This window comes from Asaia astilbis JCM 15831, assembly GCF_000613845.1.
GTDB lineage: Bacteria > Pseudomonadota > Alphaproteobacteria > Acetobacterales > Acetobacteraceae > Asaia > Asaia astilbis.
Map to the genome: position 1 here is coordinate 1 of NZ_BAJT01000002.1, position 20,899 is coordinate 20,899.

The window sequence follows — 20,899 nt, forward strand, 5'->3', positions numbered from 1 at the left end:
CCCCGCCTGAACGGGGCTGCCGTCGCCGCGCGATGATCGGAGAGCGAAGAGGATCGCAGCAGGGCCGAGGCGACGCCAATCGCGGCATGAAGCGCCGTCGTGACCAGACCGCCGAGCAGATCGGTCTTTTCGATGAAGTCGAAAGACAGGTCGATGACGTTCGACATTCCATCGCGCTCGCGCCATTCAAGCCGCATGAGCGACACGCGAAAGAGCCCGACCGTAGGATGAACCAGCACGCCAGGCCCCTCGATTTCCGCAGCGCGCACCAGCAAGTCACGCTGGGCATAACAGGCAGGCCCCACCAGCAGGCCGGAGACGTGATACTGGCGGCCCTGCTTGCCCATATCCTCAACCCAGACGCCATCTCGCCACGGATAGGCATGTACAGCCGTATTGCGCCCCGCTTGCCCGCCACTGCCCATGACGGCAAACGGAATGCCCCTGAACGAGCATTGCAGATACTGAGCCGCAACGCGGCGCAACGAGCCAGACATGACAATTCCCTGCGTCTGAAATGACAAAGGCCCGCGTGATGCGGGCCTTTGCTACGGTCGGTGATGGTGAAACGGATCCTCGAGGCAACCGCTCCCGAAAAGCGTCGGATCTAATACCCCGTCGACGTGGCAGTCGGTCCATGGCTCGCGAGGTGCGAACCTTCGAGATCTGCACGTCAGGTGACGAGCTGGTGGCCTTCATCTTTGTGCCGTCCGGCGCGTTTTTGTGGTCGATCTCGATTTTGACCGAAGACTGCGCCGCTGCAGGTGCCCTGAGCCCACTGATCTGGTTCTGACCCCAATCGGCATTGCCGGGGCTGGCCTGTGGTGCAGGAGCCTCGGCAGCTTGCTGATCGGGCGCGCTGAAACTTCCCCTGATCCGGGCAAGCGTGTCGTGCCCCCAGGCTGCGAAGCTGTTCGAGCCGTAGCGGTCGCGTTCTTCAAGACGACGCTGCCAGAGCGTGGCGTCTCTGGCCGTTGCCGATGCCTCGCCAAGTGTGTCCTGCGGGCGGGCATAATAGAGCGAGGCCGCTGCCCCGGCTTCCGCCGCCGTTCTGGACTCACGCAGGCGATCACCGGCCTTTTTCTCGGTGTGGTTCAGCTCCCAGTCTGAAAACTGAAGCTGCTCTTCGAAAGTCGAGTTTCGGATGTTATGGCCGAACTGCCTTTCGAAATCCGCCTGTCGCGCCGGATGCCATTGGGCAATGCCGTAGGCCTTGCCGCCATCCCCTTCAGCATTGACGTTAAATCCGCTTTCCCGGCTGAGACGCGCCACCAGGCCCGAGGCCTCGGCAGAGCTGCGCCCGTGCTCAGTGTAATATTTATAAGCCTGATAGGCATAAGGCAGGTCGGTGCCGAGCCTGTGGTCGATATTGGCGCTGATCTTCTGTGACGCGTGTTGCCAGCCCAGAGCATCGGCGCCCTGTTGAGCGCCTTCCGCCAGCACACCGGCAAGGCCGAGATATCCCGCCCCACGCGCCACCTTGCGCAGGATGCCGCTTTTCTTACCCGCAGAGGCAACCGGGTTTGCCGCAGCATTGGCGGCCTCGGCTGCAGCGGTGACTTTCTGAAAAGCGCGGTAGATCGACAGAACACTTGCCGCAAAGGCCGCGAGCCCGGCCAGGGCAGGGGCAGCATAAAGCGCACCGACGACAATGCCGACGTCAATGGCGGCCTGTCTCCAGCCGCCCAGCGTGTCGACAATCTTGCCGATCTTGCCGGTGATTTCGTCCCAGCCGCCATCCTGCAGCCATTTCACGACCCGCCCGACCGCATCGGCAACCTGATCGAAGATCCTGCCGATGCGCAGGGCAATCCATTCGCGGTTTTCTGCAATCCAGCCTGACATCGCATCGATGACAGTCCGCACTCTGGGTTCAATGGCCTGAGCAATGCTGAAGCCGAGCCCTTCACCCGCCAGAGCCAGCCCCGTGAAAGAGCGCTGCAAATTGGCGGCAGCGTCGGCCCCTTTCTGGTTATTGACGCCATAGCGTTCCGACAGGCGAATATTGGCCTGATAGTCTTTCTCGGTCTGCTGCAGGATCGGCAGCAGGCCAGCCGCCGCACCGCCAAAAAGCTTCTGCGCGGCGACGGCCTGAGCTGCAGGGTTTTTGATGCCACGCAGACGCTTGATGAGCCGGTCGAAAAGCTCTTCCGGCTTCATCTGTTCGACCTGCTTCAGGCTGGCCCCGGTGCCCTTGAACAGCGCCTGGAACGTGGCCTGAGCTTCAGGCGCAAAACCATGCGCCATTTCCCATTGTGTTTGTGAGAGCGATTGCAGCGCGCCTGAGACGGCCTCGCCCGTGCCGCCTGAGAGCCGCGCGGCATTTTGAAGCTTGGCCAGCCGATCGGGCGCAATGCCGATTGCGTGCGAGGTGGTGCGGATCTCGGTGCCCATCTTCGCCCAGGCACTGGCCAGACGATAAACACCCGCAACCGAAGTTGCCCCCGTGATCGTGCCGAGAACCGGCGCAATCTGACCGATGGAGCGAAAGGCCGAGACACCTTCACGCGCGACGCTAGACAGGCCGCCGCGCAGCCGCGTGAGCCCGCTGACCTGTGAGAAGCGTTGCAGGGCGCCAAAAGTGCGACGAGCAGGCACCTGCATATGTGCCAGACGGCTATTGATGCGCTCCAGCGTCGAGCTGGCTCGATCCTGCGCCGTGATGGCAACGCTAACGCTTTTCCCTGCCACGTTTGGCTTCCTTTGCTCGTCGGTCGCAGATCCGGCGCGCGTCTTCAGCCGCGCGCCAGAGCTCTGCCCCGGTCAGGTTCTCGCATTCGGTGCGTGTCCAGCCCGGAAAGACCTCGGTCAGGTCTGCGCCGAGCTGCTCCCAGTTTGCGGGCCAGGAATAAAAAAACCGGTGCAGTAATCAGCCGCACGGGCAAAGAGACTGATCGGCATTTTGAGAATGGCCGCGTCAGGCCATTTGCTTATGCTCGAAACAAGCTGCATCTCGCCGCGCATATAGGCGGTAACGTTGCCCTTGCCCTGTGCCACCTTGAACACCCGGCGCTCTGCCACACTCGGCTCACGCAGGGTCATGTCACGCCACAGGCTGTTCACGGCCTCGATCTCGCGCTTGGCAAAGAGCACACGCTCGTCGTCATAGCTTGGGGCCTCATCGGGTTGGCGACGGGCCTTTTCCTCGAAATCGGTCACGAAGATGATCGCCTCATCGAGCTTGCGTGAGGGCAGGGCATGGAGCGCCGTCAGGGGCCAGCCCGAGACGCGGGCGACAAGATCGATCTGCGAGTCATAGACCGTCTCCTGCGTCGGACGGTTGCCGATCTTCTTCGACGCTTCGAGCACATGGAACACGCAGGGCTCTGACAGCTCGAGGCGGGAATACTCATTCCCCTTGACCGAAATGGCGGGCTCGAAAGTAAGGACGAGACGCCCTTCATCCGACGTCTCGTTTTCCTGTGCAGCATCCGCCAGGGCGGCCATGACTTCGGCATCTGTGGGGGTGTTCATCCGACGGTATCCTCTGTCACGATGTCGCTCTCGACGTGCAGTTCGAACGTGCCTTCCTGCGTGTTGACCGTGATCTCACCGGTCTGCCAGCCAGCGACGACGGTAATGATCTTGCCGTTTGCCTGTTCCAGCGTGATGTCGAGCCCGCTCGCGCCCTGAAAATTGGACGTGGCACGGTCGCGACGGTCACGAAGGGTGGCCTGAAAAAAGCCCTGTTGGGGCATTCTGCCAAAGCCCTCAGTCGCAGACTGTCCTTTGAGGGTTTCATTGGCAAACCCCGTGGCCTGCCACTGGGCATCACCCACGATATTCCAGGTCTCGCCGTTGATGGTAAGCGTTGCAGTCCCCGCAAGGGGGCCGCGATATGCGCTCTCTGACATGCCGAGCTCCTTACGATTTCACGAATTGGGCATTGCCCGCGATGATCCAGAGCTGACCGGCAAAGTCATAAGGCATCATCAGCTTGACCACGCCCTCGCCGACATTGCGCCACGATATTGGCTGCAAAATAATCGCCGTTCTGAACCCAGTATTGCGCCTCTTGCCAGCGATAGCGGGCGGCGCAGTATTTGCCGACCAGTTGAGCTGTCATGACCTTTGTGCCCGCGCTGGCCTTGGCCCCGTCAGCCACCAGAATGGCGCCCTGACACTGGGTGCCCAGATAAGCCGCCATGTCCTGAAGGCAGACCGTGGCCTGCATCATGTCTCGAGACGAGATAGCTGTTATCGGGCTGGCCAGCCGCGTTCTTCTGATGGGTGGTGATCAGCCGCTGAATGCTCACCGTGCCGTCATCGCCGACCAGATGGGTCGAGAGCCCGTCATGAAGCAGGCTGTTACGCTCTTCGAATGTGAAACGCCCGGCATCGCTTGGCGGCAGGGCATTGAGGGCCAGAGCCGTGACAGGCGTGGCCGGATTTGCCCGCATCGAAAGCGCCACATGTGCCCCGATTTCAGACGCCCAGCGCAACGGATCGGACGGCTGTCGGAGATGGGCATGACCGTGGCGTGCTGGTCATTCTGTTCGAGCCCGAACTTTGTTGCCTCGCCATAGCTGCCCCGAAAGGCGGTAATGGCGTGGCCATAGAGCTGCGACATAGGCGACCACCGCGAGGCGAGCGTCTCCTTGAGCGCGCGCAGGCTCCCACTATCGGTGTAAGGGTGAATAATCAGGTCATAGACGCGTTCGCCCATGGAGCGAGAGCCCCAGGCAGCGCCGTAGGGGCGCCTGTGCCGCCTGCCATTTGCGCCACGGTCACGGTCAGACCCTTGGGCACGCTCTGCCCCCCAGCCGTGCCCAGCAGCGAGACCGCAAGCCGCGTGTCGTTGCATGCAAGCCCCTTGTTCAGGGCCGTGACCTTGACCACACCCGGCACGGGGCCGTCTGAGGCAATCGTTGCCGCAAGGCCGGAAATGGCTTCCGAGGCCGCCACCACATTGCCCGCGATCGTTGCCGCCGTATCGCCCGTTGTCACCATCGTATTGACGAGCTGATCGCCCACATAGAGCGACAGCGTGCCCGAGCCGTAGCTGTGCCCGAGATGGTGAACGACCCGCTTGCCGCTGTTGCCGCGCTGTCATCGTCAAGGCTCATGACCCAGAGCTCGCCCTGAGTGTCAATCGCGCGATACCAGGCGACGGCACGAGCCGCCTGCGAGCCGACGCCGTATTTGCTGGCCGCATCGGTTGCGCCGAGCGAGAGCTCGGCAACGCCCGATGTGGCCGAGCCTGTCGCCAGCTTGCCGCTGATAACGAGCACGCGCCGCGCCGCCGTGGCCGTGTTCGCTCTCGAGTTGTCGAGCGCGAAATAGACACCCGGAACGCGGTTATCTGCGGAGTAACCCGGAATGGTGATGGTATCGCTCATTCTTTGCCTCCCGCCGCGCTCTTGCGGCCTGATGCGGGCTCGATCACCTCGGGAGAGGCGGCGGCCTCGATGACATCGCCTGTTGCTTTGGCACGCAGCCAAAAGGCGGTTTCCGGCACGTCTTCGCCCGTATCTTCCAGCAGGCGCAGCGTGCCAGGCCAGCGCACGGCGCGGCCTTCTGCGGGTTTCACGCGCATGGGGTGGGACCTCATTTATTGGAGAAGGTGACGCGCAGATCGGCAAAATCGTCATTGCCGTTTGCGCTGAGATGGCCGTCGATCTGCTTCAGAGGCAGACCGGTCACTTTGAAATATTCGGTGTATTCCAGCCCGAGACGCACCGTGACCATGCCGAGAAAGGTCTCGCTCGACGCGTCGATCTGGGTGCGTATGTCGAGTTCTGTCACTTGCTGGATCATGCGTTGCAGATCCGGGCTTTGCATGAGGGCATATTCGATCTGGCTGCCCAGCCGATCGAGCGCGAGCTGGGTCTTGTCTTCTGATTTGTGCGAGACCTTGCCCACGACCACGAGACAGGCCACGCGCGTCAGGCCCGGCGCTGATCGACCGAGGCTTTCACCGTGGTCGATCGGCACCTGAAGCACGATTTGCGGCAGGCTTTCGACGGATGTCGGGGTGCTGCGGGCAGTAAAGACTTTTTCACCCGCATCGGTGCCCGAAGCGCGAAGCACGGCACAGGCCGTTTCACGCAATAAGAGGCGGTAAGGGATCGTCATCGACATCTCTGAATTTGAGCATGAGCAACATGCTGCCCCGACCGTCAGCACGGGCCTCACGCACGGTGAAGGCCTGCTCACGCACCGTCAGCCCGTCATCCTTGACCGGCAGAGCGTGCATCTGCGAAAGCTGCACACCGAGCACGGCTGAATAACTGGTGATGTGCGACGGTGTGAGTTCGGTCCCGTCATCGGGGAGGGTGGGCACAAAGGTATCGTCAAAAATACCTTTGATGTGGTAGGAAGGCCCGTCGGTCGGCTCGTACAGGACCTCCTCCCCATAGGCCTGCATGCACGGCCCGAGGGTCAGGCCGTCGAAGTCGATCATGTCGCCCCTTGCTCCTGCGTCTTGTCGGTGCCGCTCTTCTTTTTCGGCTCTTCGGGCTCGACGTCATCGACCCGCTCGACATGGCCGCCCTTGATCAGCGTGTCTGCCTGAGCTGCCGAGAGCGTAATGACATCACCCTCATCGACGCGCGCGTCGTCATGGATGAAAACCCGTCCGGGCAGGACCCGGACGGTGACGGTTCTGGTTTCGGTGCTCATGGGTCAGCTCGCTGCACTGGTAACGGTTGCGGCAAGGCAGGCATTGACCCGGCTCGGGATAACGAGCGGGGCCGACTGCAACATCAGGAAGCGTTGCGCAGGGTCTTTCTGCGTCCAGCTCTTGGGCGCGTAGGCCATGGCGCCATAAGCGAATTCCGGGTCCTTGATAGCGCCATAGGCACGGGTACCATTCAGCTGATCGGAAACGCCGAGAACCGTCCCGTCAGGAATCATCGGCTGTTCCTTGTTGTTTTCGTCGACATACCAGTCGTTATAAAGCCAGACGCGGATCGTGCCCCAGTAACCCTTGAGGATAGCACCCGGCGCCACCTTGGGGCCGAACTGGAAATTGGCGTCGTCATTCTGCCGGAGGGCAGAGTTGAGAATGGCGGTCTTGATCGTCTCGTCTTTGAGCAGCGCATTGTAAGGGCTGTTCGTGAAGAGAGATCGGTCAGGTTGGCGCCGCTCGCTTTGAGCATGGCCGCAGACCAGGCCGTGACGTCGTCGGTAGGGCTGGCCGTTGAGTTGGGAGCGTCCCACATGCTCGCGCCCGAGCGTACAATCGTGAGCGACGGATCGCGCATGAAATCGATTGTCGACGTCGGGAAGCCATCACCGGAAACTGTCACTTTACCAGTGAGCAGCGCCTGAGCAGCCATCCATTCCTGACGACGCTTGAGCATGTCGATCTGATCGTTCAGCTCGAACATCAGATTGGCTTCCATGCGCTCCGCCGCGCTCATGGGACCGCCACCAATGCGTTCACCCAGCATGCGACGGACAGGACGCATCAGATCAGGGGCTCGCTTGTCCTTGACGTAGGGCGGCTCGAATACGTTGGTCTGAATGCGCCGCTGCTCAACCAGCTTGCCTTCGACAAGCGGGCTTACAAAAGGCGACATGCGGCGCTTTCCGACATCGACATCGATCGAAACATATTGCGTGTCGCTCTCAATGATGTTGCCGAAGAAACCATCGAGAAAGAAGGTCTGAGCGGTCTTCAGGTTGGCGATGACCTGCACCAGAACATTGGTGTCATAGATAGAAATGGCGTTCACGGGTCAGGCTCCTCAGGAAGGATCGGCGGCACTGACCGCAGATTTCAGAAAGATGGAGAGGGGGCGCAGCGCTGCCGTGGCGGCTTCCGGCGTCAGACCGGCACCAAGCGTCACGGCGTTGATGTTGAATTCGCCCGTCAGATAGACACCTGCGCCGACGACATCGCCGGAGGTGGTGTCATAGGTGTCTGCCAGGATCGCGACCGGGTTCTGACTGCCATCCGACGCGGACGAGCTGGCCGGGACGTGCTTGCCGCCTGCCGTGATGGCGCCAAGCACCGTGCCGCGCTTGAGCACGCCATTGCCGCCCGCAAGCGTCACGTTTCCCGTGACGGGCTGAAAGACCCCGGCAATGAGCTGATCGGGCAGGAACGTGGCGTCGAAGGCGCCGGGCGTCTGGGGATAGATGCCCTGAGTAATGCTGTCGCTCATGGGGTTAACGTCCTGTCATCTGATGATGGATCGCGTTCAGGCGGGCTGCCACACCTGAGGGCGTGTTCGGGTCGGGGCGGTTGTGACCGTCCTCGGAGAGTGCAGGGGCCGTGCGGGCGCGGGTCAGTGCGGGCATCGAGCTGGCTGAGCGGCGTTTCAGCCTGAGCCGTAGCCGGGGCGGGGCTGAGGCTGGCACCGGTGCGCGTGAGCGTGCCGACGACCTCCTCGCGGGTCATGCGCGTGTTGAGCGCGAGGTCGAGGGCGAGGATGGGATTTCCGGCAGCGGCGTTGCTGCTCATGATGGCAGCGATGCGGCCCCGTTCACGGGCGCGGGCCTTGGCTGTGTCTTCGTCGTCCTGGTCTTCGGCGTCGGTCTCGTCGTCGCCCTCTTCGGCTCCGGTCTCGTCGTCCTGCTCTTCGGCACGGCGGGCTTTCTTGCCCTTTTTGCCGCGCTTGCCGGTTTCCGGGTCGGGGTGGTTCGGCTCGTTGTCATCATCTTCCGCCCGCCTGGCCGCTACGGAGTGAGGCAGGACCGGATCGACGCGCGAGGCAGCGCTCGAGCTGAGGGACGACCCGCCGAAGAGGTGGCCGAATTTGTAATTTCCAATCATGGATGACTCTCCAGGGCATAAAAAAAGGCCCCGGAAGGGGCCTTGCGTGTGGGCAGAAAGAGGAGGGACGTCAGACCTTCAGCAATGCGCTGATGGCCTCTTGCGGCGTGGCGGTCCGGTCTGCGAGACCGAGAGCCACGCCCTTCTCACCGAGGAAGGTGGCGGCCTGTGTGTTCCGCACGCTCTCAGGCGAGATATTTCGATTACGAGCGACGAGCGCGACGAACATTTCCCCCAGCTCGTCAATATCGGCCTGCATGCGGGTGCGTGCGGGCTCGGTCATGGCGGTAGTGGGGTAAGAGTCGGTTTTTCTCTCGCCAAACTGGAAGGTGGTGACCTTGATACCGGCATCGGCAAGCGACGCCGTGACATCAAGATGCATGCCGACAACGCCGATCGAGCCCGTGCCACCGGTGCGGGGCACAGTGATGAAATCGGCAGCCGAGGCAATGGCATAGGCAGCGGAATACGCCGCATCATCGAGAATGGCCCAGATGGGCTTGCTGCCCCGCGCCTGATAGATCAGCTCTGCCGTGTCGAAACACTGACTGACCGTGCCGCCCGGCGAATTGACGAGCAGCGCTAGGCTTCTGACCGCAGGATCTTCAAGCGCTGCCTCGAGTGACTGACGAATGTCCTGATAATAAGTCGCTTCAGACCAGGACAGGCCCGAACCGGGGAGCAGCATGCCCGTAACGGGGATGATCGCAATGCCCTTGATCACCTCATAAGGCGCGGGTTCCGACAGACGCTCGCCGAGCAACGCCACGGCAGAGCCGCCGCTCTCGAACGCCAGACGAAGCAAGGCGAGGCTTGATTCCGCAAAGGCGATCGGGCGGTTTAGAAAAAGGCTTGGCTGCACCATGGCGGCAAGACTTCCTTTCACGCAGGTATTGGGGTTTGTTTACTGAAGAGACGGGCAGGGCGGGCCCCGTTCAACTTTGGGTTTGGCAGTGTGAGGACCAGGAAATGAGCTATTTGCCGCAGATCACCGTCGGCGAGGCGCGAAACTATCTCAAGATTGCGAAAGACGTTGTGTGATTGGTGCCGGGCGTCAATGAGGCAATAGAAGCGGTAGTCGCGGCCGTTATAACTGCCCCCATTCATTACAGCAGGCGAAAAAAGAACATCAAACGAGAGCTCGACTTAGCGCAATTACTGCTCGAAAATGAGCAGTAATTGCACCGGATCAGAGAGTGTTCCAACAAAAATGCCAGCCAGGTTTTAGAAGCCTGCGCGGATGAAGACCGCGAGGAGCTGCAAGTCCTCTGGAGCTTTGGTTAAGGCAGAATCTGGTCCTGCTCCCGGCCCACACCCGGCTGGCCGAAGTTATCTGGTACGCGCTAGAGTGCTAGACGGACCTGCCGCGGCTCTTTGATGACGGTCGCATCAATCACGATTCTGATCCGAAATAGCGGGCAATCAGATCCGTGGCTTTAGGGCGCAAGAATGCTTTGTTTGCCGGCAGTGAGGGCGGCGTCGAACGTTGGGCGATCGTGGCGTCTCTGATCGAGACCGACAAACTCAATGGGACTGAACCTTTCTCTTAGCTGCGCCATGTCCTCACGCGCATCAACAACGGTCATCCGATGTCCCAGATCAACGGACTTCTCCCGCTTGGTCGAAGCGCGAAAGGCTGATGGAGGCTTTCGACTAAACCGACTGGTCATGACACAAGGTAGGCGGATAGAAGGCGCACAGACGAGCAGGCCGTCAAATATCGTCACCTGTCTCTACTTCAGCGTCGTCCGCTTCCCACCCTTCCAGCTTTTCCGCGGTAATCCAGTGATATTCGGAAGAGTAACCGACCCTCACCAATTGCAAATATCTCTTTTTGAATGCGGCCAGAGCAGCATTGAACTGAGCCATCATTAGCAGTGCGTCGCTCACCTGTGGTAAATCGTCACTCTCGAGGCGCTGCAGATATTTTCCCTCTGGTTCGTTTTCGAGAACCGTCAAGAGGTCATCCAGCACCTTGTTAACGAGCTTTACCTTACTGGCGCTCATCGTCGCATCAGGCTTTTTTTTCGAAAGCTCGCGGATCTCATGCAGCAAAGCGTTGAACACGTCGGTCGTGGCGTTATAGGTAGCTACCGCTGCGTCAGTTGTAATATGTTCAAAGTCGCTCATTTCTTAATTACTTTCGCTGGGGCGTTGGTTCGCACATCACTACGCTCGCCATCAACCACGTACCACCATACACTACCATGTTGCTCGACATTGTCGGAACGATAGTGTTCGGTGCCTTCGAGATATTGGGCAAGGATGAGTGCAACATCGCTGTTCGTGGGGATGTCGTCCGTATCGAACGCTTCGAAGTCGTCGAATGGCAGATAGCCGGACCCGAGAAACTCATTAGAGACACCGATAACCTTGTTGACCAGACGTAGCGTGAACCTGTTGCGACTTCTTAACAAGCAGGCCAGTCTCCTCGTCGAGTCCAAGTACTTGGCCGATCAACTTTTCGATTTTCTCGAGAGCCTCACAATCTTTCATATCGTTCTCCTAGGGGCAGGTCCGCTTAAACTCAGCATATTTCTTAACAATCACGTCTAGCGGATCGCGCTGCTTAGTGTCGAAAACTTCAACCATTTGCTCGAGGTCTGCGTCAGTAAGAGTTATTATCGCTTTGCGTTGTCCAGACCACAAATCCACCATACGCCTGTTGATCGCCTTCTTAGGTGGGTTACGTGTCACGAATATGCCGAATCTACCTAATTCATCGGCGAGATAGCGATTTAATTGGTCAACGTGCGTGCGCTCGAGTTCGGCGACATTCTTCAACTCGAACGTGATCTGACGCGAACCATAGTCGGCATGTATCTCTCTCAGGAAGGGTGCGCGTTGCGTGTTATAGAAAATGAGGTCGCGGATGCTGACGCCACTATCAGTACGGGCTTGTGCTTGAGCAAAATCAAGGTTGGGGTAGAGTAGCGACGGCAGAAGCTGCCCCATCGCTGCCTCATATTTGAGATCTGCTCCGTCGGTTTTGCCACTCGAAAGCTTTTTGATCTGAGCTAGCTTACTGCTGGCCGAGCGTACGGGAATTTGCGAGAATAGCGGGTCATTCTTCGCGTCTTTGAAGGAAAGCTCCTTTGCAGCGATATAGCTAGCGACAACACCATAATTGTCGCGATTATAATTCAGTACCTCGACACGGGTGAGCTCCTCAGCTGTGTGGGAGATCTCGTCCTGAGGACAGTGCTTTTCAAAATAATCGTCGTAGCTGATCCATGGGACGAACCGCAGCCAGCGTTTGGGCACGAGCAGCAGAAGACGGCCCTCTATGGGATCGACTGGCAAGGTGGTGACGACGTCGGTGAACCGTCGTGCTCGTATGTCCCATACATTCGGCACGGTTCTGGCCAATCTAGGGATGCCAAGCTTGGTGCACTGGTCGATTGTGAAGTCGATCAGGAAGGATTTGAGGAAACTGCACGCAAAATCACTGATGCGATCCTTCGAGATACCCTCGACAAAAAATTGCAGCTCTTCCAGATGGTCGAGGCCATGCGCCGCATATTTTGGGATGCGGCGGAAGATATCAAGTATCTCGCCGGCCTTCGCACGTCCAATTCGCTTGCCACTGCGTGTGGCGGACGTTCCCAGCCCTACTTCGTCGCATTCCGATGCGGTAATGAGCACGTCTATTGCTTCGTCGCGTCTTCCGTTGAGGGCAAGCTGACCAAGATTATTGAACGTCGTCATCAACGCGCCGTGCAGCGACGTGTCCTGCAGAGAAGGCGAGCGCCACATAAGGAATGGATCAACGTAGAGCGGGATATCCTCATCAAAGAATGGGATCGCAAAGTCGGCATCTTCCTGCGCCAAGGTGACACCGTGGTAGTCAGTCAGGCGCGGGCGGGTGAGGAGCGTGTGCAGCGTCATACAACACCAGAGGTTACGCGCTTTGGAAAAGTTCGCAAACATCTGGCGTGACGACGAAAGCGGATGGCAAGCCTGTCACCTCTGGACGGTTACCCCGAAAGCAGCAATGAGGAATCATTTCTCCTTTTTCGATTTTACATCCATCTCGATAGGAAGACACATTTTAAAGCTCGTTTCTTCAGGTAAAGAAAAAACGCCGCAAGAGTCCGCCGCGTCCTAGCCGCTCACTCTTGCGGCCGCGCGGCGGAGGATGCCGCTACGCGACGCAGGTGAGGCGGTCGGGCATCAGCTTTTCAGCTTGACAGATCTACGGGATTCCCGTATAGTCACTTTCATGATCTTCGACCCCGTCAAAGACGCTCTGAACCGCGAGAAACACAAACTCTCTCTCGCTTTTGGTCAGGAGATTTTCAAAGACGAGGCACATCTCGTTCTCCCCACCATCCGACAGGAAGACCGGGAAGAGCGCTTCAAGGTGATCGGGCTGGTCGATGCCAAGAGTTACACCGGCGTGTTTGTCTGGCGTGACGATCAGCCCCGGTTCATTTCCGTTAGAAGGAGCAACAAGAGTGAAGAAAACGCTTATAAGTCTTCCGGCTGATGCTTCAGACCAGGAAGACAGAGACGTCTCGAACGAAGGCATGGTGCGGGGCCAGCGCGCCCGTACGATCCGTATGGCCCGCAAGGCGCTCGGTCTGACCCAGCCCGAATTTGCCGAGCGCTTTCGGGTCCCGGTGGGCACATTGCGAGACTGGGAGCAGGCGAGAAGCCTCGCCCCTGACTTCGCCATGGCTTATCTGCGTGTGATCGAGGCTCACCCCGACCTTGTGGCCAGTCTGGTGGCGTAAGGCCGGGGCTATTTCGCGTCCCGTTCCAGAGGTTGGGAGGCCTGGTCTGCGGTAGCCTGGTTCAACGCCCATTCCGGGGGAGGGACGCCTTTGAGCTTGAACCGTTCGATTTCCACCGCACGCTGATCGACCACTTCCTCCCAGTCCTGACCGCTATTCTCGGCAATTTCCTGCTCCAGCGTGGACATGCCAGAATCGAGGCTCAGGATCGATCCTTTGCGCTCTGCAACGGGGTCGATATAGCCGCGCCCCGGCCCCAGCCATTTGCAGCGGGAGAGGGGGGTTTTCAGGTCCGGGAAGTTTCGGGCCAGATAATCCTTGGGCACGCCAGCCGGTAGCGGGAGCTGATGCACATTGACGCACTCCTCCATCCACGCCGAACGCAGGGGAGAGGCAAAGCCCTGAGAAAAGTTCAGGCGTCGCCGTGACATGGTTTTCCATGCCTCGATCAGCGCCGCGCGGGCCGAGCTGTAATTGACGTCAGACCAATCATTGCTGACCTGCATTGCAGACAGACCGGTTCCGGCTGCCACGTTGCGCAGGATCGCGGCCTCGAAATCCGCAAAATTCGAGGCGGGGCGGGCCGCACTTACCGCGTTGATCTTCTCGCCCGGCGCCAGCATGGGCATGCGCACCTCACCCAGCATGATGCCTTTACCGGAATGGAATTCGCTGCGCATGTCCTGATAAGATGATAGTCCATCACCTGCGCCCAGGGCATCGCCAATCATCTCCTGATCGAAGGGGCTTTCGACATAGGCGCCAAAGATCGCGTTGACGATTGCGGCGTCGAGTTCGGTCCCGTCATATTTGATGAGCATTTTGAGGCGCTGCACGATCGGGGCCAGAATGCCTGCCCCGCCGCGATGCTGCCCTGCACGCTCGGTCTGGAATTGATGCACGATATTGGGGCGGCCCCAATCTGTCTCACGCGGGATATATTGCCATTGCTGCGATTCAGCAGCGGCAAACCAGTCTCCCTGGTGCGCGCTGCGGATGTGATAGCCGATTGTGGCGCCCCATTCGTCAATCTGCACACCGCCCCGGCAATGCTTCATGTCCCAGTTATTCTGGGGAACAGAGAGCCGGTCGGGTCGATGAGGTTGAAGGTGGTTGCATACTCAGCTCGACCCCGCCCGATGCGCTCGGGCAGCCAGCAGATCTGCGCCAGAGCGTCACCGTCCACCAGATCATGACGCAGGGCAGACCAGCAAAGCTGTGTGAAGGTGAGGCGACGACCGACATCGCAATAACGGTTTTCGTCCTCGGCAAAAGAGCGCCAATGACTGTCCATCTCGCGCGCCCATTCATCGGCCCAGACGGCATCGAAGGCAAAGCCGGTCTTGACGCGCAAGGCTCGATAATCGGGCTTGCTGATGGCCTTGAACGAACCGCCGATGACGTTGTCGAGCACGCGGGTAATCGCGCCCGATGCCCAGCCATCATTGCGCACCAGATCGCGAACGCGCGAGACGATGCGGTCACGGTAGATGTTGAGCTCGACATCGGGCGACAGAAGCGACGGGTTCCACGCCGACATATGGGCGCCGGTAATATCCGCCGCGTCATAAGGCGTGTTGCCCCAGTCGCCATTAAGGGCCGAAGGGCGACGGGAAGAGGGTGCAGGCACGGGCGCCCGGCGCATCGGACTGCCATCCGGGCCGAGTATCAGCGCACTGCGATCTTTCATCGAAAGGTGATCCTCAAGGGTCTGCGCCCGGTTATTCCCAGCTGAGTTTGCAGGAGTTGAATGTAGTTGAGCAGATCGTTCTTGTCGGCGGCTTTGTAGGTCACTGACCGCGCGCCATTCACCTGAGAATAAGAGACAGAGACCGGTTTTCCGCCGATCATCAGGTCGTGATAGCCTTGTTGCGCCGCCGCCAGATTGGCTCTGAGCTGCTCTTGCGAGAGGCCCGAAAGGGCGGTTTGCCGTGGCTTGATGGGTGGGTATCGGGTGAAACTCATTCGAGACGCTTTCGCAATGTGTAGCGGACTGTCTGGCCGATCATGCGATCGGTCTCGCGTGCGACCACGTCCGCGACGATGCCGTCGAAGGAAATGCGTTGTTTGTAGTTCGGCGCGGCAGGGGTGAAGACGAGGATCTGCGCCACCTTGCCGGGGCCGATATACTTATAGATGCCGCTCGGTCGCCCGTTGCCGCGCTCTCGGGCCACGAAATATTCCGAGCGTTGTCCGCGCGCGTTCGCGCCCCGTCTGGCGAGGGTGCGGGCACTGCGGGCGGTCAGGTTTGCCTTGAAACCGTTCTCCTGAAACAGGCCGAGACGGCTTAGGATACGGGTAATTTCGCCCGATCGAATGTTGCCATTGGCATCGAGCGGCGCATCCTTGCCGGGTATCCAGTATTGACCCTCTGAAATGCCCCGCATCAGATATTCAGAGCGCTTCATAGGGCGTCTTCCGCCCGTGTCCTGGATGCTAAGATAACTGTAGGCGCCGGGGCTTTTCTCGCCTGTGCCGTCCTTGGTGATGACCGTAGCAACCAGATGTTCCGGCGTGGCGGGCAGGACGGAGAAGGAGTCGAGGGTCCATCTATTCGGGTTGTCGAAAACCTCTGTCATTCGCGATCGGATTGCGCGTTTGGCAGCGCCTGCGACCTTGTTCATGGACATGGCGATTGCGTCGGGGATCTCGCTCGAGGCGAGTTTGTCGAACGCCGCCATGGTGGGGCGGACGTCGATCTTTACCCTGAAATCGACGCCCGTCATGTTGCTACCTTGCTAAGCGTGAAACCAATCTCTTCATACGATCTTGCCGCTCTGTCACCGCTGAAGCGGGTGAGGGGGCGGGCTGTGTTGCGACCCCGACACGAGGGGCCGGGGCCTGCTCGTCCGCCTGTGTGGGCTGCGACGTGACGAGGCTGTTGCTGTCCCATTCCGCCGCCCAGGCGGGCGGTGAGTCCCACTTGATGCGCGAGATCCCGAAGAGGAAGGCCACAACATTGGTCATGACCATCAGATCGAGCCGCTCATTGCGGGCTGACGGCGTTGTCTTTTCCCATCGACCATCCGGGCGGCGCTGCTCGGCAACGAGCTGCTCGAAGAACGGGTGAGGGGGTTCGGCAGCCAGAAGAGCGCCGGGGAAATGCACGTACCACGGCCCCGGCTCGCCGACCTGAAGCTGTGTTGAAAGGTCGTCCTTGAAGCGGTTCGGGTTGAAGAAGCCGACCGGCACCTCGCCACGCGCATGAGCATGCGGTCCTTGCGCTGTGAGTCGGGGTAGGTGACGACCAGCGAGGCGGCATTGAGCGAACTGGCCCCTTTGAGAGGCAGCACTGTCCAGCCGTCGCGTCCGTCGAATTTCCCGACATGGCGGGCGCCGCGCCGCTTGCGAGACCGACGCCAGGCGCCATAGGCCTGCAAGGTGACACCGTCTTGCCCGCCGCTGTCATAGCCGAGCGCCAGCACCCTCATGGACCGGCCTGAGCCGTCTGCAAGCGGGTAAGCCGCGCCTTCCAGAGAGAGAAGAAGCTTGTCCCAATCCGACGGGCTGGTCGCCGGGTCGGCTGTCATGACGCGGTCATCGATGACCCAGCTCTCGCCATTGATGCCCCAGCCTCTGACGAGGATCTCAAAGCGGTTCGACTGGATATCGACCGCAGCGGTCAAAAAGCGCACGCCCTCAGGCACGAAGCCCAGACGCAACCCTGCCTCTGCACGGGCCGCAATCGCCCCGGCATCGAGAGAGCCTGCCACGCGCTTGGCCTGATAGGGGAGGCCCCAGCGCTTGACGGTGACGGAGCGTAGGTCCTTGTCATCACCCGTGGCTTCGAATGCGCGTTGCGCCTTGGCCATGTCATAGGCCAGAGCCCCCACGCCGCCGATGATAAAGGGCGACATCAGGCCGGTGATCCAGAAACCCGCCGTCCTGCTTTTGACCAGATCGCCTGTGACTTCACCTTCGGTCGAAATTGCCTGTCCCTGACCGACCCAAATGCCATCCCGGTTCATGGCGCGACGCCATTTATCTCGATCAGCGTCCCGCAATGCGGGCAGAGAAGCGCCGCGCTTTCCGCAATCTCATCGAGTGGCGCATCGGCCTCCCAATGGAGTGACATGGGCACCGAGGAGGTAGGGTTCGGGCTGGAATAGCCGTTGCAGTGCGGGCAGGGCCACCACCAGAGGCGGCGGTCACTATCCGCATATTGCTTCATGATGCCATCCGTCCAGCGTGACAGATCGAGCCCGTTAGCCCGGTCAGGATGGCTCTCCGCCAGCAACATGCTCTCTTGCCCGAAGGTCTCGCGACGGATCGAGGCAAGGGCGCAGGGGTCTCCGAGATTGGCCGGATAGGCATCGATCTCGGTCATGATGATGCGTGGAGCAGATTTGTTGATCAGGTTGTTGTAGGCCGCAGCCAGGAACTCAATCCACATCGCGCGAAAGCGTTTGAACTTAAGCGAGTTGTCGACGGGACGGGTGCCGAGCTTCTCTCTTGCCTGTGGGTGAAGATCGACCATGGGGGCGATCTCGCGTTTGACATAGCTCTCGATCACGTCATCGGTCTGGGCATAGACCAGGAAGTCAGCCGGATCGACATCGATCGATTTCAGGATCCAGTTTTGACCGACTGTCGTCTTGCCGGAGCGGGCAGGCCCGACGATTGCGACATTGAGGAAGCGCAACTCGTCCAGCGCTTCCATAGGCCCGACCAGAAAGGGGGCTTCGTCATGGTTCCAGCGCCCGATATAGCCGCCGCCCCGATTGTCGAGAATGCGATGTTTGGCGGCATAATCGGCAGTGTTGATGCGTTCGGGTGGGAGATAGGCCTTGATGGCCTCGGCAAGAATGGCACGCGGGTCGGCAAACAGCACATCGTCAGGCGAGGTGTAGCTGTCGCTCATGGTCGGTGTCGGCTTCCTGTTTCAGGGTGTCGAGAACGGCGTTGACCGTCTTGCGCTGCATGCTGGCAAGATCGGCTTCTGCCTTGCGTAGAACGGCCTCTGGCCAATCCTGCTCACGCGCCAGGCGTCGCAGAAAGACGCCCGACTCACGCGAGAGGGTGGCAAAGGCCGATGAAAACATGTCCTGCATCTGGTCTGCGACCACGAGCTTGCCGCAGCGCTCGGCTTCCTTGCGCTTGAGCTCACGCAGCCGCCAGATGTCTATCTGTTCTTTTGCCGAGACACCGCCGAGTGATCTCGGCTGCTCTTTTGGCTGGAACAGATCATCGAACTGAAGCTGAAGACGTTCGAGCTGCTCGTCGCGCCCGCTGATCTTGCTCTGCTCCTCTTCCCGACGCTCTGCCAGGAAGTCGAACACGGCGTGCGGATCGAAGCGCCAGCTCTTGCCGTTAGTGCCGCGCTCGATCACCGGAAAATCTGGCCAGCGGTCGAGCCAATTTGTCATCGTCGGGAGCGACACTTTGAGCCGTTTCGCCATCTCTGCCTTGTTCAGGGCAATGATTGGCGGCGCGTCCATGACAGTTTCTCCAGTCGTAAACAACAACAGCACCAAGCCTTTCCAGATTTTACTAAAAAACTCCGACCGACCGGGGTTCGAATAAGCCCCGGCAGGGGGCCTGGCCAGGAGGGACCCATTTTTTAGGGCTCGATCCCTAGGACTGGCACTTTCACCTAGTTAGCCACGATCTTCGTGATTGTAATACGTGACAACACATTCCTGCTCTTCCATCCACGCGCTCAGCAGTGTGTCCGCAGCAGCTTTGTCTTTACCCGCCATAATCAGATTACCGTCACCGTGGTCAGTGAGATGGGCATCAATCCCCCCATCCTTGAATGCCGCGTTGACGGCATCGATAGTAAGGTTGTCAGGGCGTGGGATTATGGATCTTGCTTCGTTCGTCACCGTATTCTCTCCTTGGTTGCAAGAGTGGAGAGCAACTTAAAACGCGTGAATCTTCAATCTCTAACGACACAATTCAATGAGAAGTTGGAGAGGCAACGACCTTCCTAGACCCGAGTCACGAGCACAAAAAAAGACGCATTACCTTCAGGCAATACGTCTCGCGATCATGAGGCTTAAATATCTGCAAATTGGGGAATTTGGGAAGTAAAAAATGCATCTGGTCGAATTTTTTTGCGATGACTGCACAGGCGCGCTGGTGCCAAGCCTGAATCGTCTTGTGATTTGCCCCGAGTTTGTTGCCGATCTTGCGCCATTCCCATCTGTGGCGGCCTGATATCGGGTGAACGATCAGCCGCATGTTGACCACAGCCCTGAGCTTGCGATCCTCGATCAGAGGCACCCAGGTCAGCACATGATCCAGGCGCTCAACCTGATCGGCACCAGGCCTGGGAAGAAAGTCGTCACTTTCTCGATCCCAGCCGAGATCTTCAAGCTCGCGGACATAATCCGGCCACCCGCTACCGGCACCCGCAGGGCGAAGCCCCGTTGCCGGAAGAGCTGCCAGTGTCAGTGCAGCCTCATCGAGCCATTCACCAATCTGCTCGGGCAAGCTTCGTTCAGGGTCGAAGCGTAAGGGCATCCTGCTCACGCAGCGTCCCTTGCACGATTGAGGTAGTCGGAACGGTTGGGAATCAGGCCGCTCGTGTCACCAGACGCAAGCCTTTCGCGCCAGGCATCCATGTCCTTCATCCAGGCACGATCAGCCGCTTTCTCAGCCTCGCTCAACGGCGCTTCAGGAATGTCGCGGTTTTCAATGGCGATAGCGACGGCTTTGCCAAAATAGCCAGATGGCTGATCGTGGCGCCTTTGGCCCGTTGTCTTTCGGTCACGCCGGTGACCACGCCGAGAATGAGCCGTTCAGACTCCTCGGCGGTCAGACCGGCATGCAATGCATCGGCGACCCATTGGCGAACAATGCCGAAATTGCCCATGTCGCGAGCTGGATCGAAGCCCGCTGCTTCGAAAGCCTTCGGGCCTATGCGCTGGAATGCCGGATCAATTTGGTCATTGCCAACTGTCGCCCCAAGCTTAGCTTTCTCTTCTAAGCTAATATTAGAAGCTAAGCTAAGCTTCTCACGCGCGCGAGAAACCTGGCTGGTCATCTGGGTTTCGCGAGACATGGTTTTTCCTCCCGAAATAGGCATCATGGCCGTGCGTTGGCGTGGGTCGTTCTGAGGCGTTGGGTTTACATTTTTTGGCGGTCTTCCGCCCTTTTTCCCGTTAAGGCGGGATGCAATCGCCCGCCGTGTCGGTTGCAATGTCTCGGGCAATCCGATCAATCCGCTGGCTGCGTCGTAGGTTATCAGCCGGGTTCTTGAATAGGTTTCGATGTAGGTAGAGAGCTGGGTTTCAGACAGGTGAAACCTGAACCGCGCGAGCGTCGTAAGGTCTGGTGTTCCATCCCTGCCCATGTGCAGGATGCCATCTGCCCCATGCTCCAGAATAGCGGAGATGAGACGAACCCAAACCACGACCGCTTCAGCCGCGAGCGTCAAAAGGCGCAGGTCGTGGGTGACCATGGCAAGCGCCCGGCTCTCAATTGATGATTTCGACAT

30 protein-coding genes and 4 pseudogenes are annotated in these 20,899 nt (G+C 59.5%); 2 read left to right on the forward strand and 32 right to left on the reverse strand.

Annotated elements, in window-relative coordinates:
* From JCM15831_RS15700 to JCM15831_RS01450, 20 genes and pseudogenes are all read right to left on the reverse strand, one after another.
* Positions 1-461 (reverse strand): DNA circularization N-terminal domain-containing protein (locus tag JCM15831_RS15700; RefSeq protein ID WP_232227951.1); only part of this gene is annotated, 461 nt, incomplete at its 3' end.
* Positions 352-2,691: a phage tail tip lysozyme gene (locus JCM15831_RS22145; RefSeq protein WP_025822168.1), complete on the reverse strand. Its 2,340-nt coding sequence runs from the start codon at positions 2,689-2,691 to the stop codon at positions 352-354. The genes JCM15831_RS22145 and JCM15831_RS15700, both read right to left, overlap by 110 nt.
* A 117-nt stretch (positions 2,692-2,808) precedes the next feature.
* Entirely contained in the window at positions 2,809-3,474 is a 666-nt protein-coding gene (locus JCM15831_RS01355) for a phage tail assembly protein (protein WP_025822171.1), read from the reverse strand.
* Entirely contained in the window at positions 3,471-3,854 is a 384-nt protein-coding gene (locus tag JCM15831_RS01360) for a phage tail tube protein (RefSeq protein ID WP_025822173.1), read from the reverse strand. Before JCM15831_RS01360 ends, JCM15831_RS01355 begins: the two co-directional genes overlap by 4 nt.
* 65 nt (positions 3,855-3,919) lie before the next feature.
* Positions 3,920-4,177: a hypothetical protein gene (locus JCM15831_RS22150; RefSeq protein WP_232227927.1), complete on the reverse strand. Its 258-nt coding sequence runs from the start codon at positions 4,175-4,177 to the stop codon at positions 3,920-3,922.
* Between the two features lie 75 nt (positions 4,178-4,252).
* A complete protein-coding gene (locus JCM15831_RS22155; protein WP_232227928.1) occupies positions 4,253-4,666 on the reverse strand; it encodes a hypothetical protein in 414 nt (137 codons plus the stop codon).
* Positions 4,642-4,974 (reverse strand): hypothetical protein, encoded by a 333-nt coding sequence (locus tag JCM15831_RS22160; protein ID WP_232227929.1) that lies wholly within the window; start codon positions 4,972-4,974, stop codon positions 4,642-4,644. Before JCM15831_RS22160 ends, JCM15831_RS22155 begins: the two co-directional genes overlap by 25 nt.
* On the reverse strand, positions 4,944-5,339 hold the full coding sequence (locus JCM15831_RS22165) for a hypothetical protein (RefSeq protein WP_025822179.1): 396 nt from the start codon (positions 5,337-5,339) through the stop codon (positions 4,944-4,946). The genes JCM15831_RS22160 and JCM15831_RS22165 overlap by 31 nt, the downstream gene beginning before the upstream one ends.
* Entirely contained in the window at positions 5,336-5,536 is a 201-nt protein-coding gene (locus tag JCM15831_RS01385; protein ID WP_025822181.1) for a DUF2635 domain-containing protein, read from the reverse strand. The genes JCM15831_RS22165 and JCM15831_RS01385 overlap by 4 nt, the downstream gene beginning before the upstream one ends.
* An 11-nt stretch (positions 5,537-5,547) precedes the next feature.
* Positions 5,548-6,075, reverse strand: coding sequence for a hypothetical protein (locus tag JCM15831_RS01390; RefSeq protein WP_025822183.1), 528 nt, complete (start codon positions 6,073-6,075; stop codon positions 5,548-5,550).
* Positions 6,044-6,403, reverse strand: coding sequence for a head-tail joining protein (locus JCM15831_RS01395; RefSeq protein WP_025822185.1), 360 nt, complete (start codon positions 6,401-6,403; stop codon positions 6,044-6,046). The genes JCM15831_RS01390 and JCM15831_RS01395 overlap by 32 nt, the downstream gene beginning before the upstream one ends.
* Positions 6,400-6,621: a hypothetical protein gene (locus JCM15831_RS01400; protein ID WP_025822187.1), complete on the reverse strand. Its 222-nt coding sequence runs from the start codon at positions 6,619-6,621 to the stop codon at positions 6,400-6,402. Before JCM15831_RS01400 ends, JCM15831_RS01395 begins: the two co-directional genes overlap by 4 nt.
* Before the next feature lie 3 nt (positions 6,622-6,624).
* The gene (locus JCM15831_RS24150) at positions 6,625-7,161 is read right to left on the reverse strand and encodes a major capsid protein (RefSeq protein ID WP_232227930.1); all 537 of its coding nucleotides are present in this window, start codon (positions 7,159-7,161) and stop codon (positions 6,625-6,627) included.
* A pseudogene (locus JCM15831_RS24155) lies at positions 7,140-7,679 on the reverse strand (major capsid protein); the annotation flags it as partial. The gene JCM15831_RS24150 and the pseudogene JCM15831_RS24155, both read right to left, overlap by 22 nt.
* Before the next feature lie 12 nt (positions 7,680-7,691).
* A complete protein-coding gene (locus tag JCM15831_RS01410) occupies positions 7,692-8,111 on the reverse strand; it encodes a head decoration protein (RefSeq protein WP_025822189.1) in 420 nt (139 codons plus the stop codon).
* Positions 8,108-8,722 (reverse strand): hypothetical protein, encoded by a 615-nt coding sequence (locus tag JCM15831_RS21260; RefSeq protein WP_156938684.1) that lies wholly within the window; start codon positions 8,720-8,722, stop codon positions 8,108-8,110. Before JCM15831_RS21260 ends, JCM15831_RS01410 begins: the two co-directional genes overlap by 4 nt.
* Before the next feature lie 70 nt (positions 8,723-8,792).
* On the reverse strand, positions 8,793-9,587 hold the full coding sequence (locus JCM15831_RS01420; RefSeq protein WP_025822192.1) for a S49 family peptidase: 795 nt from the start codon (positions 9,585-9,587) through the stop codon (positions 8,793-8,795).
* 848 nt (positions 9,588-10,435) lie between these two features.
* Entirely contained in the window at positions 10,436-10,852 is a 417-nt protein-coding gene (locus JCM15831_RS01440) for a hypothetical protein (RefSeq protein ID WP_156938685.1), read from the reverse strand.
* Positions 10,849-11,139 carry a hypothetical protein gene (locus tag JCM15831_RS21265; protein WP_025822195.1) on the reverse strand — a complete coding sequence of 97 codons (291 nt, stop codon included), beginning with the start codon at positions 11,137-11,139 and terminating at the stop codon, positions 10,849-10,851. The genes JCM15831_RS01440 and JCM15831_RS21265 overlap by 4 nt, the downstream gene beginning before the upstream one ends.
* Positions 11,140-11,227: 88 nt before the next feature.
* A complete protein-coding gene (locus JCM15831_RS01450; protein ID WP_025822197.1) occupies positions 11,228-12,610 on the reverse strand; it encodes a hypothetical protein in 1,383 nt (460 codons plus the stop codon).
* Positions 12,611-12,860: 250 nt separating this feature from the next.
* Between JCM15831_RS01450 and JCM15831_RS01455 the strand changes: the two genes are divergently transcribed.
* Both JCM15831_RS01455 and JCM15831_RS01460 read left to right on the forward strand, forming a co-directional pair.
* The gene (locus JCM15831_RS01455; RefSeq protein WP_232227931.1) at positions 12,861-13,211 is read left to right on the forward strand and encodes a BrnT family toxin; all 351 of its coding nucleotides are present in this window, start codon (positions 12,861-12,863) and stop codon (positions 13,209-13,211) included.
* On the forward strand, positions 13,180-13,458 hold the full coding sequence (locus JCM15831_RS01460) for a helix-turn-helix domain-containing protein (RefSeq protein WP_025822201.1): 279 nt from the start codon (positions 13,180-13,182) through the stop codon (positions 13,456-13,458). Before JCM15831_RS01455 ends, JCM15831_RS01460 begins: the two co-directional genes overlap by 32 nt.
* Positions 13,459-13,466: 8 nt before the next feature.
* Here the strand turns inward: JCM15831_RS01460 and JCM15831_RS23810 are convergent.
* The 12 genes and pseudogenes from JCM15831_RS23810 to JCM15831_RS01505 all read right to left on the reverse strand — a co-directional run bounded on the left by JCM15831_RS23810 (position 13,467) and on the right by JCM15831_RS01505 (position 20,899).
* Positions 13,467-15,148 (reverse strand): annotated as a pseudogene (locus JCM15831_RS23810) (phage portal protein).
* Positions 15,145-15,423 (reverse strand): gpW family head-tail joining protein, encoded by a 279-nt coding sequence (gene gpW, locus JCM15831_RS01470; protein WP_025822202.1) that lies wholly within the window; start codon positions 15,421-15,423, stop codon positions 15,145-15,147. Before gpW ends, JCM15831_RS23810 begins: the two are co-directional and overlap by 4 nt.
* Entirely contained in the window at positions 15,420-16,184 is a 765-nt protein-coding gene (locus JCM15831_RS01475) for a hypothetical protein (RefSeq protein WP_025822204.1), read from the reverse strand. Before JCM15831_RS01475 ends, gpW begins: the two co-directional genes overlap by 4 nt.
* 4 nt (positions 16,185-16,188) lie before the next feature.
* Complete coding sequence (locus tag JCM15831_RS22190; RefSeq protein ID WP_232227960.1) at positions 16,189-16,431, reverse strand: hypothetical protein; 243 nt, start codon at positions 16,429-16,431, stop codon at positions 16,189-16,191.
* Positions 16,432-16,437: 6 nt separating this feature from the next.
* A pseudogene (locus JCM15831_RS22195) lies at positions 16,438-16,650 on the reverse strand (terminase gpA endonuclease subunit); the annotation flags it as partial.
* Between the two features lie 80 nt (positions 16,651-16,730).
* Positions 16,731-17,426 (reverse strand): annotated as a pseudogene (locus JCM15831_RS23765) (terminase gpA endonuclease subunit); the annotation flags it as partial.
* Positions 17,423-18,319: a phage terminase large subunit family protein gene (locus JCM15831_RS23770; RefSeq protein WP_308417111.1), complete on the reverse strand. Its 897-nt coding sequence runs from the start codon at positions 18,317-18,319 to the stop codon at positions 17,423-17,425. The pseudogene JCM15831_RS23765 and the gene JCM15831_RS23770, both read right to left, overlap by 4 nt.
* Complete coding sequence (locus JCM15831_RS01485; protein WP_025822206.1) at positions 18,294-18,896, reverse strand: terminase small subunit; 603 nt, start codon at positions 18,894-18,896, stop codon at positions 18,294-18,296. Before JCM15831_RS01485 ends, JCM15831_RS23770 begins: the two co-directional genes overlap by 26 nt.
* Positions 18,897-19,055: 159 nt before the next feature.
* Positions 19,056-19,283, reverse strand: a complete 228-nt coding sequence (locus tag JCM15831_RS01490) for a hypothetical protein (protein ID WP_025822208.1) — start codon at positions 19,281-19,283, stop codon at positions 19,056-19,058.
* A 115-nt stretch (positions 19,284-19,398) separates the two neighbouring features.
* The gene (locus tag JCM15831_RS01495; protein ID WP_035773626.1) at positions 19,399-19,923 is read right to left on the reverse strand and encodes a DUF6362 family protein; all 525 of its coding nucleotides are present in this window, start codon (positions 19,921-19,923) and stop codon (positions 19,399-19,401) included.
* Between the two features lie 5 nt (positions 19,924-19,928).
* Positions 19,929-20,069: a hypothetical protein gene (locus JCM15831_RS21270; protein WP_156938687.1), complete on the reverse strand. Its 141-nt coding sequence runs from the start codon at positions 20,067-20,069 to the stop codon at positions 19,929-19,931.
* Entirely contained in the window at positions 20,066-20,899 is an 834-nt protein-coding gene (locus JCM15831_RS01505) for a hypothetical protein (protein WP_025822212.1), read from the reverse strand. Before JCM15831_RS01505 ends, JCM15831_RS21270 begins: the two co-directional genes overlap by 4 nt.

What these genes read in the sequence shown, in the direction of transcription:
- JCM15831_RS01495 (WP_035773626.1), bottom strand. Translation starts at nt 19,923, where the DNA reads ATGCCCTTACGCTTCGACCCTGAACGAAGCTTGCCCGAGCAGATTGGT.
- JCM15831_RS01410 (WP_025822189.1), bottom strand. Translation starts at nt 8,111, where the DNA reads ATGAGCGACAGCATTACTCAGGGCATCTATCCCCAGACGCCCGGCGCC.
- JCM15831_RS01390 (WP_025822183.1), bottom strand. Translation starts at nt 6,075, where the DNA reads ATGACGATCCCTTACCGCCTCTTATTGCGTGAAACGGCCTGTGCCGTG.
- JCM15831_RS01485 (WP_025822206.1), bottom strand. Translation starts at nt 18,896, where the DNA reads ATGGACGCGCCGCCAATCATTGCCCTGAACAAGGCAGAGATGGCGAAA.
- JCM15831_RS01400 (WP_025822187.1), bottom strand. Translation starts at nt 6,621, where the DNA reads ATGAGCACCGAAACCAGAACCGTCACCGTCCGGGTCCTGCCCGGACGG.
- JCM15831_RS01355 (WP_025822171.1), bottom strand. Translation starts at nt 3,474, where the DNA reads ATGAACACCCCCACAGATGCCGAAGTCATGGCCGCCCTGGCGGATGCT.
- JCM15831_RS01450 (WP_025822197.1), bottom strand. Translation starts at nt 12,610, where the DNA reads ATGACGCTGCACACGCTCCTCACCCGCCCGCGCCTGACTGACTACCAC.
- JCM15831_RS01475 (WP_025822204.1), bottom strand. Translation starts at nt 16,184, where the DNA reads ATGACGGGCGTCGATTTCAGGGTAAAGATCGACGTCCGCCCCACCATG.
- gpW (WP_025822202.1), bottom strand. Translation starts at nt 15,423, where the DNA reads ATGAGTTTCACCCGATACCCACCCATCAAGCCACGGCAAACCGCCCTT.
- JCM15831_RS22150 (WP_232227927.1), bottom strand. Translation starts at nt 4,177, where the DNA reads ATGATGCAGGCCACGGTCTGCCTTCAGGACATGGCGGCTTATCTGGGC.
- JCM15831_RS22190 (WP_232227960.1), bottom strand. Translation starts at nt 16,431, where the DNA reads ATGGTCATGACCAATGTTGTGGCCTTCCTCTTCGGGATCTCGCGCATC.
- JCM15831_RS21260 (WP_156938684.1), bottom strand. Translation starts at nt 8,722, where the DNA reads ATGATTGGAAATTACAAATTCGGCCACCTCTTCGGCGGGTCGTCCCTC.
- JCM15831_RS23770 (WP_308417111.1), bottom strand. Translation starts at nt 18,319, where the DNA reads ATGAGCGACAGCTACACCTCGCCTGACGATGTGCTGTTTGCCGACCCG.
- JCM15831_RS22165 (WP_025822179.1), bottom strand. Translation starts at nt 5,339, where the DNA reads ATGAGCGATACCATCACCATTCCGGGTTACTCCGCAGATAACCGCGTT.
- JCM15831_RS01440 (WP_156938685.1), bottom strand. Translation starts at nt 10,852, where the DNA reads ATGAGCGACTTTGAACATATTACAACTGACGCAGCGGTAGCTACCTAT.
- JCM15831_RS01360 (WP_025822173.1), bottom strand. Translation starts at nt 3,854, where the DNA reads ATGTCAGAGAGCGCATATCGCGGCCCCCTTGCGGGGACTGCAACGCTT.
- JCM15831_RS22155 (WP_232227928.1), bottom strand. Translation starts at nt 4,666, where the DNA reads ATGGGCGAACGCGTCTATGACCTGATTATTCACCCTTACACCGATAGT.
- JCM15831_RS01455 (WP_232227931.1), top strand. Translation starts at nt 12,861, where the DNA reads ATGCCGCTACGCGACGCAGGTGAGGCGGTCGGGCATCAGCTTTTCAGC.
- JCM15831_RS01505 (WP_025822212.1), bottom strand. Translation starts at nt 20,899, where the DNA reads ATGTCGAAATCATCAATTGAGAGCCGGGCGCTTGCCATGGTCACCCAC.
- JCM15831_RS01395 (WP_025822185.1), bottom strand. Translation starts at nt 6,403, where the DNA reads ATGATCGACTTCGACGGCCTGACCCTCGGGCCGTGCATGCAGGCCTAT.
- JCM15831_RS01420 (WP_025822192.1), bottom strand. Translation starts at nt 9,587, where the DNA reads ATGGTGCAGCCAAGCCTTTTTCTAAACCGCCCGATCGCCTTTGCGGAA.
- JCM15831_RS01385 (WP_025822181.1), bottom strand. Translation starts at nt 5,536, where the DNA reads ATGCGCGTGAAACCCGCAGAAGGCCGCGCCGTGCGCTGGCCTGGCACG.